We start from the raw sequence: 12,906 nt of genomic DNA, 5'->3' as shown, positions 1-12,906 counted from the left end.
CTCAACCCGAGGAAGCACAGGAGGCTGCGCGCACAAGTTAAAGTGATTTGTTAAGAGTAAGATTTTTTTGGTATTAGGAACTGCGTCTGCCAGTGATTCCGGCAGGGAGGGAAAAGGTGGAGAGTCGATCTGTAAGCCGGGTTCTGTCTTGAACAGTCATTCGTCTACGATGGCCATCACTGGACATCTTTAGCAACCTACCCGGTCCCAGCGCGGGCCACGCCTTGGGACCCTATTTGGTCTTGCTCCAAGTGGGGTTTACCTAGCCACGAACTGTTGCCAGACGTGCGGTGCGCTCTTACCGCACCTTTTCACCCTTACCGGCGCCGAAGCGCTTAGGCGGTTATTTTCTGTGGCACTTTCCGTAGGCTCACGCCTCCCAGGCATTACCTGGCACTTCGCCCTATGGAGCCCGGACTTTCCTCCCCCCCCTAATTCTCATAGAGGGCAGCGACTGTCCAATCGACTCTCCGCCGCGAAGGTTAACGGTAGAGCGCCCGAAGAACAAGCGCTAAAAGCCTTGGGCCAGCCCCATATCCCGGTTTCACTGGCCTTTCTGTTTTTCCAGCGCGACCTGATACAGCACGTTCTTGCGCTCGCCAGTGATCTGCGCAGCAAGGGCAGCGGCGCGCTTGAGGGGCATCTCCTCAAGCAACAGGTTCAGGACGCGCATCGCCTCGCTGCTGACAGCGTCTTCACTTTCCGGCGCTGTCCACCCGGCCACTAGCACGACGCACTCGCCGCGTTGCTGGTTGCTGTCGCTTTCGACAAAGGCTCGCAACTCGGCCAACGGCAGGCCCTTCAGGGTTTCAAACGTCTTGGTCAGCTCACGAGCCAACAGTGCCGGACGCTCGGGACCAAACACCAACTCCATGTCTTGCAGGCATTCCAGAATGCGGTGCGGCGCTTCATAGAAGATCAGCGTACGCGGCTCCTCCTTTATAGCATCCAGACGGGCGCGCCGCCCCACCGCCTTGGCCGGCAGGAAACCTTCGAAGATGAACCGGTCCGACGGCAGGCCCGCCGCCGACAGTGCAGCGATCAATGCGCAGGCGCCCGGCACCGGAACCACATTGATGCCAGCGGCCCGAGCCTGGCGCACCAGGTGATAGCCAGGATCGGAAATCAGCGGCGTCCCTGCATCGGAAATCAGCGCGACGTTATCGCCCGCCAATAGCCGGGTAATGAAACGGCTGCCCTCGTCGCGCTCATTGTGTTCATGGCAGGCCGCCAATGGCGTGGAAATACCGAAATGCTGCAGCAGGCGTTGGGAGTGGCGCGTGTCTTCCGCCGCGATCAGCGCAACCTCCTGCAGGATTTTCAGCGCCCGAGCACTGATATCGTCCAGGTTGCCGATGGGCGTCGCCACCACATAAAGCGAGCCGGCAGCGGAATTCAAAGCACCTGGAGCAGTCAAAAAGCGCACACCTCATGATCGGTAAAAACCGCCATTGTAGCGTGTGCCAGCCCTCTCAGTTGTTCACATCAGCCATTGTGGCGAGGGGATTTATCCCCGCGGGGCTGCGCAGCAGCCCCAAAAAGGCTGGAAACCATTCAGCCTGACACACCGATGTGGAAGGTCTTGGGGCTGCTACGCAACCCAGCGGGGATAAATCCCCCCTCGCCACAGGTTGGTGTCGCCACCCGAGTGAGTAGCGGCTTTTGTGCTGCACCGCACCCTTTGAAATACCTAAATTGATCGATTCACACCACTAACATCGCGCCCCGGCCAGTGCTTGGGTACAATTCGACGCTAATTTGATCTCGTATCAGGAACACTTACATGATCGCTTGCCTGCGGCTGCTCTCCGCCCTCTGCCTCGCTGCCCTCCTGGCGGCCTGCGCCAGCTCGCCCTCGTCCAGCCTTGGCGAGCTTCCACGGACCCCGGATGCCAGTATCGAGCAGTTGCTCGAACAGGCCAACCAAAGCAAAAACCCGGAAAAAGCCGCCCTACTGCGCCTGAGCGCTGCCGACCTGGCCTACCGCCAGGGCAACGCCGGCCAGTCCGCACAGATCCTGCAACAAGTGCCGATGGAGCAACTCAAGCCCGGCCAGCAGATTTTTGCCAGCACGCTGTCGGCCGAACTGGCGATGACCCGCAACCAGCCCAAGGCGGCACTGACTGCCCTGAGCCACCCAAGCCTGCAACACCTGAGCGAAATGCCAGTAGAGCAGCAGGTCCGCACCGGCACCGTCCGCGCCCGCGCCCTCGAGGCCGATGGCCAGACCCTGGCCGCCGCCAAGGAGCGCATCTTCATCGCGCCCCTGCTGGAAAACGACGCCGCGGCGAAAAACCACGAAGCCATCTGGGTACTGATCGCCTCGCTGCCCACCGACCAGTTGCAACCGACCAGCAACGACGATCTGGGCGGCTGGCTGAGCCTCGCCCAAGCCGTCAAGACCGCCGGCACCCTGGAACAACAGCAGGCGGCCATCGACCACTGGCGCGAACAGAACCCGAAGCACCCCGCCGCCCTGCAACTACCGACACCCCTGGTCAAGCTCAAGGAACTGGCGAGCCAGCCGCTGAGCAAGATCGCCCTGCTGCTGCCGCAGAATGGCCCGTTGGCCGCGGTTGCCAAGGCCTTGCGTGAGGGCTTCATGGCCGCGCACTACCAGGCCCAGCAGGCCGGGCAGAAGCCACCAAGCATCCAGTTCTACGACAGCTCCAGCCTGACCTCCATGGACGAGTTCTACCGCAAGGCCCAGGCCGACGGCGTGCAACTGGTGGTCGGACCGCTGGAAAAACCACTGGTCAAGCAGATCAGCACTCGCCCGCAACTGCCAATCACCACCCTGGCGCTGAACTACAGCGAAGGCGAACAAGGGCCACCGCAACTGTTCCAGTTTGGCCTGGCGCCCGAGGATGAAGCGCGCGAAGTGTCCCGTCGCGCCCGTGCCGACGGCCTGCATCGTGCCGCCGCCATGATACCGAAGGGTGAATGGGGCGATCGTGTACTGAAGGCCTTCAGCCAGGACTGGCAGGCCAATGGCGGCACCATCATCGCGATCGAACGGGTCGACCAGCCAGTGCAACTGGCCCAGCAGATCGCCGACATGTTCCAATTGCGCCAGAGCGAGGGCCGCGCCAAAAGCCTGCAAAACACCGTTGGCACCACGGTCGCAGCCCAGCCATCCCGTCGCCAGGACATCGAGTTCATCTTCCTGGCCTCGACGCCGCAACAGGCTCAGCAGATCAAGCCAACCCTGAACTTCCAGTACGCCGGTGACGTGCCGGTCTACGCGACGTCTTCGGTGTTCAGCGCCAGCGGCGACCAGAACCAGTACAACGACATGAGCGGCATCCGCTTCTGCGAAACCCCGTGGTTGCTCGACGCCAATGACCCACTGCGCAAGCAGGTCACCGCCCAGTGGCCCCAGGCCGGTGGCAGCCTGGGTCGGTTGTACGCGATGGGTGTAGATGCCTATCGCCTGGCACCGCGCCTGGGCCAGCTCAAGACGCTGCCGGACAGCCGCATCGAAGGCCTGTCGGGCAGCCTGGCAGTATCCGCAACCCAGCGCGTACAGCGTCAACTGCCATGGGCCGAGTTCGTCAACGGCCAGGTACAGCGCCTGCCGGATACCCAGCGCTGATGCCTGACCGATCACGCCAGCAACGCGGACGGGATGCCGAGGGCCAGGCTCTCGCGCATCTCCAGCAGCAAGGCCTGCGGCTGGTGGCGCAGAACTGGTTGTGTAAACGCGGCGAGCTTGATCTGGTCATGCTTGACGGCGATACAGTAGTATTCGTCGAAGTCCGCTACAGAAAAAATACTCAATGGGGTGGCGCGCTCGACAGCATTGACGAGCGCAAGCGCCAGAAGCTGGTTTTCGCCGCGCAGTACTTTCTGCAAAGCGAGTCTCGCTGGGCCGATCATCCCTGCCGCTTCGACGTGGTTGCCATCGACAGCAACGCCGCCCAGTTGAATTGGCTGCAGAACGCCTTCGACAGTTGAGCGCCCATGCCGAGCCGGACACCTTCACCTAACTTTTTTGCTCTTTGCTTTGCGCGCCGCACACTTTTGTGCCGATAAGCCGCGCTACTTAAGGTCACACTGATGGACATGCAATCGCGAATTCGCCAGCTTTTTCAGGCCAGTATCGACACCAAGCAACAGGCGATGGACGTACTTGCACCACACATCGAGCAAGCCAGCCAAGTGATGGTCAACGCCTTGCTCAACGAGGGCAAGATGCTTTCGTGCGGCAATGGCGGCTCGGCCGGCGATGCCCAGCATTTCTCTTCGGAACTGCTCAACCGCTTCGAACGCGAGCGTCCGAGCCTGCCGGCGATCGCCCTGACCACCGACAGCTCGACGATCACCTCGATCGCCAACGACTACAGCTACAACGAAGTATTCTCCAAACAGATCCGCGCCCTGGGTCAACCCGGCGATGTACTGCTGGCCATTTCCACCAGCGGCAACTCGGCCAATATTATTCAAGCGATCCAGGCCGCACATGATCGCGAAATGATTGTCGTAGCATTGACCGGTCGTGACGGCGGCGGCATGGCGTCCCTGCTATTGCCTGAAGACGTCGAGATCCGCGTACCGGCCAATGTCACCGCACGTATCCAGGAAGTCCACCTGCTGGCGATCCACTGCCTTTGCGACTTGATCGACAGCCAACTGTTCGGGAGTGAAGAATGACCCCTAATCGCCTAGGCCTTCTGGCCCTGACCCTGTGCCTCGGCATCAGCGGCTGCACATCGGTGGTTAACGCCAGCCGGGAAAAGCCGATTGAAGACGACCGCGGCACCCGCACCTTCGGCAGCAAGATCGACGACTCCCTGATCGAAACCAAAGTGGGAGTGAACATCGCCAAGGCCGACCCGGACCTGGACAACAACTCGCACATCGTCGTCACCAGCTTCAACGGCGTCGTATTGCTGGCCGGCCAGACCCCGCGCGCCGACCTCAAGGCCAAGGCCGAGCAGGAAGCCAGCGCCGTGCAGCGGGTCAAGACCGTGCATAACGAACTGCAGGTGTTGCAACCGTCCTCGCTGCTGGCACGCCAGAATGACGCCTGGCTGACCACCAAAATCAAGACCCAGATGCTCACCGACGCCAGCATTCCCGGCTCGCGCATCAAGGTCGTGACTGAGAATGGCATTGTCTATCTGCTGGGGCTGCTGACCAAGCAAGAGGCCGCGCAGGCGACCAATCTGGTGCAGGGTGTGTCCGGGGTGCAGAAAATCGTCAAGTTGTTTGAGTACATTGACTGATACAGCGCGAGCTCAGAAAAGGCGCTTTTCCCAGGCGGGGAAAGCGCCTTTTTTTGGGTTCGATTTCAGGGCTGACTGGCGTGATATACACACCAACCACGGAACCACAAAAAAAATGCCCGCATCTCACGACACAGGCATTTTCTTCAAACCAGCCAGCAGATCTATTTCACCACTTTCAGACTAGGCCGCCCGCTAGGACGCGGCGGCTCGTCATCCGGTGGCGGCAGGTCATCATCCGGCTCGAACTCTTCTTCACCGTCCAGCGGCGCTTCCAGCTCAAACACCATGCCCTGGCCATTCTCCCGAGCATAAATCCCCAGGATCGCAGCAATAGGCACGTACAGCGTGTGCGGCACACCACCGAAGCGCCCTTCGAAGCTGACGGCGTCATTATCCATGTGCAGGTGACGCACAGCGGCTGGCGATACGTTCAGGACAATCTGCCCATCGTTGGCAAAACCCTGCGGCACCTGCACCGACGGATACTCGGCGTTGACCAGCATGTGCGGGGTGCAATCGTTATCCACAATCCACTCGTAGAGCGCGCGGACCAGATAAGGTCGACTGGAGTTCATAGCGGCTCCCTAAGCCTTAGCGCATGTCGCGTTCGACACCAGACAGACTCGCCTGGAAAGCCTCACGCGCGAATTGGCGCTCCATATAATCAAGCAGCGGCTTGGCAGGCCGCGGCAGTTCGATACCCAGAATCGGCAAACGCCAGAGTATGGGCAATAGGCAGCAATCCACCAGACTTTGTTCCTCACTGAGGAAAAACGGCTTGTCGACGAACAACGGCGATACGCCAGTCAGGCTTTCACGCAGTTCCTTACGTGCCACGACCCGCGCGGGTTCCTTGGTCCGGGAATCCAGGATCAGATCCACCAACCCGCACCAGTCACGCTGGATGCGATGGATCAGCAAACGACTGTTGGCGCGTGCGACAGGGTACACCGGCAGCAAAGGCGGATGCGGATAACGCTCATCCAAGTATTCCATCACCACGGTCGACTCCCACAATGCCAGGTCACGATCGACCAGTGTGGGCAGACTGCCGTAAGGGTTCACTTCGATCAGCTTCGGCGGCTGACGGCCCGCTTCGACGTAAATGATCTCGGCGCTGACACCCTTCTCTGCCAGTACGATGCGTACCCGGTGGGAATAGTGGTCGGCGGGGTCGGAGTAACAGGCCAACCGATTGGTCACGCCCATGGCGATCCTCCTCGCTTGTTGAAATTATCGAAAAACGGAAAAACGAGCGCGCCCAGAGAGCGTCTCCCGTAACACCTGGCTGACCAGGCTCGTTACATTTCTAGAGACGCCCTTGGGCGCGCACGATTAACAGCAACGGCTTACAGCTTTATCAATGCACGTCTTTCCAGTATTCACGCTTGAGCAGGTAAGCGAATACGAAGAAGAACGCCAGGTACAGCAATACATAGGTACCGATGCGCTGATGCTCCAGCTTCACCGGGTTGGCCGAGTAGGCCAGGAAGGTCACCAGGTTCTTGACCTTCTCGTCAAACTGCTCCGGGGTCAGGCTACCGGTGTTCGGCAATACGGTCAGTTGGTCGCAGGCTTCATGCGTCAAAGCGGTGCCAGTCAGCGGATCGAATTGCTTTTTACCACCCTCGACGATCTGAACCTGTTTGCAGCCTACCACCTGGCGCCCCTGGAGGCCGACCAGAACGTTAGGCATGCCGACGTTCGGGAAGACCTTGTTGTTCACGCCCCATGGACGCGCAGGGTCTTCGTAGAACGAACGCAGGTAACCATAAAGCCAGTCAGTTCCACGTACGCGGGCGACCAGGGTCAAATCCGGCGGCGCGGCGCCGAACCAGGTCTTGGCATCCGCAGGCTGCATGCCGATGGTCATGTGATCGCCCAGCTTGGCACCGGTGAACACCAGTTTCTCGAGCATCATTTCATGGGGAATGCCCAGGTCATCGGCTACACGCTCGTAGCGCTGGAACTTGGCACTGTGGCAGCCCATGCAGTAGTTGGCGAACGTCCGTGCGCCGTCCTGCATGGCAGCCTTGTCGGAAACGTCGATGTCGACTTTTTCCAGCTCTGGACCACCGTGTTCGGCCGCGAAGGACAATACAGGCATAGCAGCAAGAATCAGTACAGCAAATAGCTTTTTCATCAGCCAGTCACCCTTTCCGGAACCGGTTTGGTCTTCTCGAGCCTGGTATAGAACGGCATCAGAATGAAGTAGGCGAAGTACAGGAAGGTGCAAACCTGCGACAGCAACGTACGCTCCGGTGTCGGTGCCAGTACACCCAGCACGCCCAGGATCACGAACGAGATGCAGAACACCACGAGCCAGATCTTGCTCAGCCAGCCTTTGTAGCGCATCGACTTGACCGGACTGCGGTCCAGCCACGGCAGGACGAACAGCACGGCGATGGCCGCGCCCATGGCGATAACGCCCATCAGCTTGTCCGGAATCGCCCGCAGGATCGCGTAGAACGGCGTGAAGTACCAGACCGGGGCAATGTGTTCAGGGGTCTTGAAGGCGTTCGCTTGCTCGAAGTTCGGCTTCTCGAGAAAATAACCACCCATTTCCGGGAAGAAGAACACGATGGAGCAGAAGATGAACAGGAAGACCACCACACCGACGATATCTTTCACGGTGTAGTACGGGTGGAAGGCAATGCCATCCAGCGGTACGCCGTTCTCGTCCTTGTGCTTCTTGATGTCCACACCATCGGGGTTGTTCGAGCCGACTTCGTGCAGCGCCAGGATGTGCAGTACCACCAGACCGAGGATCACGATCGGCAAGGCCACGACGTGCAGGGCGAAGAAGCGGTTCAGGGTGATGCCGGAGATCAGGTAGTCACCGCGGATCCACTGGGTCAGGTCGTCGCCGATGACCGGAATCGCACCGAACAACGAGATGATCACCTGGGCACCCCAGTAGGACATCTGGCCCCATGGCAGCAGGTAGCCCATGAAGGCTTCGGCCATCAGCGCCAGGTAGATCAGCATGCCGAAAACCCACACCAGCTCACGAGGCTTCTGGTACGAACCGTAGAGCAGACCACGGAACATGTGCAGGTAGACCACGATGAAGAACGCCGAAGCGCCAGTGGAGTGCAGCAGACGCAGGATCGAGCCGTACTCGACATCGCGCATGATGTATTCGACGGAGGCAAACGCTTCTTCCGCCGACGGGGTGTAGCTCATGGTCAGCCAGACACCGGTAACGATCTGGTTGACCAGAACGAGCAATGCCAGAGAGCCAAAGAAGTAGAAGAAGTTGAAGTTTTTTGGAGCGTAATATTTGCTGAGATGGTCTTCCCACATTTTGGTCGCGGGAAAGCGCGCATCAACCCAATCCATGAATTTGCTCATCACGCTTTCTCCGTGTCGACGCCGATGACAATGATGTCATCCGACTCATAGGAATGCGGGGGAACTGGCAGGTTCAGAGGTGCAGGCTGCGACTTGTAGACGCGACCGGCCAGGTCGTAGTGGGAGCCGTGGCAAGGGCAGAAATAACCACCAACCCAGTCCTTGCCCAAGTCGGCAGGCGCCACTTCAGGACGGAACGTTGGCGAGCAACCCAGGTGCGTGCAGATCCCGATCAGAAGCAGGACTTCTGGCTTGATCGAACGTGTCTCCGGATCGACATAGGTCGGTTGCGTCGAGTTCTTGGAGGTGGGGTCGGACAACTGCCCCTCGATCTTTTTCAGATTCCCCAGGATTTCCTCTGTACGGCGGACGATGAACACCGGCTGGCCGCGCCACTCAGCAATCATCTGCTGGCCTGGCTCGATCTTGCTGACATTCACTTTCACCGGTGCACCTGCAGCTTTCGCCTTGGCACTGGGAAACCATGACCCCACGAACGGGACCGCAGCCCCCACCGCTCCTGCAGCACCCACCACGGATGTGGCTGCTACCAGGAAGCGACGCCGGCCTGCATTCACGCCGTCATTGCTCATTCAGTCCTCTCCCATCAGCTTTGTGGCCTGTTAGATCAGGCGTCTACTAAGTAAAAATCTGAACTTATAAAAATTTTGCCGAATGGTAATGAAAAGCCCCAATTCTGACAAGGTAATTACCAAGCGGCCAAACCGCCAAGCCTTGTAGTATAGGGGCTCTACGAATGTGGCAAGTTGTCACAGAGCAATTCTTTTGCCCATAAAAAAACGCCCAGCTCCGTGAGGAACTGGGCGCCTTTTGAAAGCGGAAGCGGAATTAACGCTTCGAGTACTGCGGACGCTTACGCGCTTTACGCAGACCGACTTTCTTACGTTCAACTTCGCGAGCATCGCGAGTTACGAAGCCGGCTTTGCGCAGAGCACTACGCAGAGTCTCGTCGTAGTCCATCAGGGCGCGAGTGATGCCGTGGCGGATTGCGCCAGCTTGACCACTTACACCACCACCGATAACGGTGACGTAGATGTCGAATTTTTCGACGGTCTCGGTCAGTTCCAGCGGCTGACGAACTACCATGCGGGCAGTTTCGCGGCCGAAGAAGTTATCCAGGGAGCGGTTGTTGATGGAGATGTTACCAGTGCCCGGACGCAGGAAAACGCGTGCGGTTGCAGTCTTGCGACGGCCAGTGCCGTAATTTTGAGTCGCCGACATAATGAACTATTCCGTTAAAACTTCAGTTCTTGGGGCTGCTGAGCAGTATGAGGGTGAGCAGCGCCCGCATAAACCTTCAGCTTACGATACATGTCGCGACCCAGTGGGTTTTTAGGCAGCATGCCTTTAACCGCGGTCTCGATCACGCGCTCAGGGGCTTTGGCGATCAGCTTTTCGAAGTTGATCGACTTGATGCCGCCAGGAAAACCGGAGTGGGAGTAGTACATTTTGTCAGTGGTTTTAGCGCCAGTAACACGTACTTGCTCAGCGTTGATCACGACGATGTAGTCACCGGTGTCAACGTGAGGGGTGTACTCAGGCTTGTGCTTGCCACGCAGACGGCTCGCGATTTCGGTGGCCAGACGACCCAGGGTCTGACCAGCAGCGTCGACGACAAACCAGTCGCGCTTTACTGTTTCCGGTTTAGCAGTAAAAGTTTTCATTCTTTATAGCCTCAGGGGCCGCCCTGTAAATTAGACGGCGGATCTTACTGAATAGTGCGTACTTTGACAAGTCAAAGGCAGCCGGATACAGACGCTTTCGGGGGCTCGGGTCGGCGCGTCCGTTCAACGGCAAGATTCTTCGGCGGCGGCGCATCACTTCCACTGCAGAAAGAGGTGCGCAATTATGCAGATTGCGAAAAATATTTCAACCTGCTTTTATGATTGTTTTGCCCAAGGAGGTCCCGATGGACTATCGCCAGCTAGGCCGTACCGATCTGAACGTGAGTGCCCTGTGCCTCGGAACCATGACCTGGGGTGAGCAGAACAGCGAGGCCGAAGCCTTCGCCCAGATCGAACGCGCCAAGGGTGCCGGCATCAATTTCATGGACACCGCCGAGATGTACCCGGTGCCACCGAAGGCCGAGACCTACGCCACCACCGAGCGCTACATCGGCAATTACTTCAAGAGCCGCGGCGACCGTGCCGACTGGATCCTGGCAAGCAAGATCGCCGGTCCCGGCAACACCATCGACTACATCCGCGACCAGAACCTCAAGCATAACCGCCGCCACATCGTCGAAGCGGTGGATGCCAGCCTCAAGCGCTTGCAGACCGACTGGATCGATCTTTACCAGTTGCATTGGCCGGAACGCAGCACCAATTTCTTTGGCCAACTGGGCTACCAGCACAAGGCCGACGAAACGTTCACCCCGCTGGAGGAAACCCTCGAAGCCCTGGACGAACAGGTCCGCGCCGGCAAGATCCGCCACATCGGCCTGTCCAACGAAACGCCTTGGGGCACCATGAAATTCCTCGCCCTGGCCGAAGCCCGTGGCTGGCCGCGGGCGGTGTCGATCCAGAACCCTTACAACCTGCTCAATCGCAGCTTCGAGGTCGGCCTCGCGGAAATCGCCATCCGCGAACAGTGCGGCCTGCTGGCCTACTCGCCCCTGGCGTTCGGTTTCCTGTCGGGCAAATACGAAAACGGCGCACGGCCAGCCAAGGGTCGCCTGACCCTCTATAGCCGCTTCATGCGCTATTTCAATCCGCAGTCGGAAGCAGCATGCAGCCGCTATGTGGCGTTGGCCCGCGAACATGGCCTGGACCCCGCACAGATGGCCCTGGCGTTCGTCACCCAGCAGCCGTTCGTGACCAGCAACATCATCGGCGCCACCACGCTGGAGCAACTGGACAGCAACATCGCCAGCTTCGACCTGAAGCTGTCGGATGAAGTCCTGGCGGGGATCGAGGCGATTCACAAGGACCAGCCGAATCCGGCGCCTTGATTGATTCATAGCCCTCATCGCGAGCAGGCTCACTCCCACATTGGATTTATGTCTGACCACAATTTGTGATTCGACAGACACCCTTGTGAGAGCGAGCCTGCTCGCGATAGCGGTCTAACAGTCACTACGTCATCAAAGCGACCGCGCAATAATCTCCTTCATGATTTCATTGGTCCCGGCATAGATCCGCTGCACCCGCGCATCCGCCCACGCCCGGGCAACCGGGTATTCCCACATGAAGCCGTAGCCGCCGTGTAGCTGCACGCATTCGTCGAGCACCTTGCATTGCAGGTCGGTGCCCCAGTACTTGGCCATCGCCGCCGTCGGTACATCGAGCTTGCCTTGCAGGTGCAGTTCCAGGCAGCGGTCGACGAAGACCCGGCCAATCTGGATTTCGGTGGCCATTTCCGCGAGCTTGAAACGGGTGTTCTGGAAGTCCGCGATGGATTTGCCGAACGCCTTGCGGTCGCGGGTGTAGTCCAGGGTCCATTGCAGCGCCGCTTCGGCCGAGGCCAGGCCGCCAATGGCGACGGTCAGGCGCTCCTGAGGTAGCTCCTGCATCAAGTAGGCGAAGCCCATTCCGGCCTGGCCAAGCAGGTTTTCCTTCGGCACGCGGACATCCTGGAAGAACAATTCCGAGGTGTCCTGGGCCTTCATTCCAACTTTTTCCAGGCGCTTGCCCTTTTCGAAACCCGGCGTGCCCGCCTCCACCAGGAACAGGCTGGTGCCCTTGGACCCAGCCTTCGGATCGGTCTTGGCGACCACGATCACCAGGTCAGCCAGGAAACCATTGGTAATGAAAGTCTTCGAGCCGTTGATGACGTACTCATCGCCGTCCAGCACCGCCGAGGTCTTCACGCCTTGCAGGTCGGAACCGGCGCCCGGCTCGGTCATGGCGATGGCCGTGACCATCTCACCAGACACCAGTTTCGGCAGGTATTTGTGTTTCAGCGCTTCACTGCCGTAATGCAGGATGTACGGCGCGACGATGTCGGAATGCAGCGAGAAACCGATCCCCGTCAGCCCCAGGCGGCCGATCTCCTCGATCACCACCGTGCTGTAGAGGAAGTCCGCGTCCAGCCCGCCGTAGGCTTCTGGAAGGTGCGAGCACAACATGCCCGCCTCCCCCGCTTTGTTCCAGAGCTGGCGGTCGACATGCCCCTGTTTTTCCCACTGGCTGTGGTACGGCACGGCTTCTTTTTCGAGGAAGGTTCGTACGCTGTCGCGAAACAATTCGTGCTCGGGACTGAACAGTGTTCTTGGGATCATGAGGCACCTTTGATTATTGTTGGACGTGGTTATCCGATAGAGCCTAAAGCCTGCGGTGTACGACAGGACACTGGACACATC

The 12,906-nt window shown here is 59.1% G+C and carries 14 protein-coding genes and 1 other RNA gene; 5 read left to right on the top strand and 10 right to left on the bottom strand.

All coding sequences use genetic code 11. The features are described from left to right. Positions 1-116: 116 nt before the first annotated feature. Both rnpB and rsmI read right to left on the bottom strand, forming a co-directional pair. Positions 117-470: RNase P RNA component class A (rnpB, locus tag GN234_RS23880), an RNA gene on the bottom strand. 74 nt (positions 471-544) lie between these two features. Further along, positions 545-1,417 (bottom strand): 16S rRNA (cytidine(1402)-2'-O)-methyltransferase, encoded by an 873-nt coding sequence (gene rsmI / locus GN234_RS23875; RefSeq protein ID WP_176689166.1) that lies wholly within the window; start codon positions 1,415-1,417, stop codon positions 545-547. 366 nt (positions 1,418-1,783) lie between these two features. Here rsmI and GN234_RS23870 point away from each other — a divergent pair, with 366 nt between their 5' ends. From GN234_RS23870 to GN234_RS23855, 4 genes are all read left to right on the top strand, one after another. Next, the gene (locus GN234_RS23870) at positions 1,784-3,595 is read left to right on the top strand and encodes a penicillin-binding protein activator (RefSeq protein WP_109754817.1); all 1,812 of its coding nucleotides are present in this window, start codon (positions 1,784-1,786) and stop codon (positions 3,593-3,595) included. Beyond that, positions 3,595-3,957 (top strand): YraN family protein, encoded by a 363-nt coding sequence (locus tag GN234_RS23865; RefSeq protein WP_109754818.1) that lies wholly within the window; start codon positions 3,595-3,597, stop codon positions 3,955-3,957. Before GN234_RS23870 ends, GN234_RS23865 begins: the two co-directional genes overlap by 1 nt. Before the next feature lie 102 nt (positions 3,958-4,059). Further along, positions 4,060-4,653, top strand: coding sequence for a phosphoheptose isomerase (locus tag GN234_RS23860; RefSeq protein ID WP_007928463.1), 594 nt, complete (start codon positions 4,060-4,062; stop codon positions 4,651-4,653). Further along, entirely contained in the window at positions 4,650-5,228 is a 579-nt protein-coding gene (locus GN234_RS23855) for a BON domain-containing protein (RefSeq protein ID WP_030139689.1), read from the top strand. The genes GN234_RS23860 and GN234_RS23855 overlap by 4 nt, the downstream gene beginning before the upstream one ends. 164 nt (positions 5,229-5,392) lie before the next feature. On the opposite strand, the gene GN234_RS23850 is transcribed toward GN234_RS23855, so the two are convergent. The 7 genes from GN234_RS23850 to rplM form a co-directional block, all read right to left on the bottom strand. Further along, the gene (locus tag GN234_RS23850) at positions 5,393-5,806 is read right to left on the bottom strand and encodes a ClpXP protease specificity-enhancing factor (RefSeq protein WP_058545586.1); all 414 of its coding nucleotides are present in this window, start codon (positions 5,804-5,806) and stop codon (positions 5,393-5,395) included. A gap of 16 nt (positions 5,807-5,822) precedes the next feature. Further along, positions 5,823-6,440, bottom strand: coding sequence for a glutathione S-transferase N-terminal domain-containing protein (locus GN234_RS23845; protein ID WP_003178195.1), 618 nt, complete (start codon positions 6,438-6,440; stop codon positions 5,823-5,825). A 151-nt stretch (positions 6,441-6,591) separates the two neighbouring features. After that, the gene (locus GN234_RS23840) at positions 6,592-7,374 is read right to left on the bottom strand and encodes a cytochrome c1 (protein ID WP_109754819.1); all 783 of its coding nucleotides are present in this window, start codon (positions 7,372-7,374) and stop codon (positions 6,592-6,594) included. Then, positions 7,374-8,585, bottom strand: a complete 1,212-nt coding sequence (locus GN234_RS23835) for a cytochrome b (protein ID WP_003205362.1) — start codon at positions 8,583-8,585, stop codon at positions 7,374-7,376. Before GN234_RS23835 ends, GN234_RS23840 begins: the two co-directional genes overlap by 1 nt. Further along, entirely contained in the window at positions 8,585-9,178 is a 594-nt protein-coding gene (petA, locus tag GN234_RS23830) for a ubiquinol-cytochrome c reductase iron-sulfur subunit (protein ID WP_109754820.1), read from the bottom strand. Before petA ends, GN234_RS23835 begins: the two co-directional genes overlap by 1 nt. 256 nt (positions 9,179-9,434) lie before the next feature. Beyond that, positions 9,435-9,827 (bottom strand): 30S ribosomal protein S9, encoded by a 393-nt coding sequence (gene rpsI / locus GN234_RS23825; RefSeq protein ID WP_003228056.1) that lies wholly within the window; start codon positions 9,825-9,827, stop codon positions 9,435-9,437. Between the two features lie 14 nt (positions 9,828-9,841). Then, positions 9,842-10,270: a 50S ribosomal protein L13 gene (gene rplM / locus GN234_RS23820; RefSeq protein ID WP_003205365.1), complete on the bottom strand. Its 429-nt coding sequence runs from the start codon at positions 10,268-10,270 to the stop codon at positions 9,842-9,844. Positions 10,271-10,515: 245 nt separating this feature from the next. Here rplM and GN234_RS23815 point away from each other — a divergent pair, with 245 nt between their 5' ends. Beyond that, positions 10,516-11,556 carry an NADP(H)-dependent aldo-keto reductase gene (locus GN234_RS23815; protein WP_116833402.1) on the top strand — a complete coding sequence of 347 codons (1,041 nt, stop codon included), beginning with the start codon at positions 10,516-10,518 and terminating at the stop codon, positions 11,554-11,556. Positions 11,557-11,688: 132 nt separating this feature from the next. Here GN234_RS23815 and GN234_RS23810 read toward each other — a convergent pair whose 3' ends face one another. Continuing rightward, positions 11,689-12,825 (bottom strand): acyl-CoA dehydrogenase family protein, encoded by a 1,137-nt coding sequence (locus GN234_RS23810; RefSeq protein ID WP_116833403.1) that lies wholly within the window; start codon positions 12,823-12,825, stop codon positions 11,689-11,691. Between the last annotated feature and the right edge of the window lie 81 nt (positions 12,826-12,906).

Source organism: Pseudomonas bijieensis (genome assembly GCF_013347965.1).
GTDB lineage: Bacteria > Pseudomonadota > Gammaproteobacteria > Pseudomonadales > Pseudomonadaceae > Aquipseudomonas > Aquipseudomonas bijieensis.
Note: the sequence above shows the minus strand (reverse complement) of the source record. Positions and strands in the feature narration are given on the sequence as shown.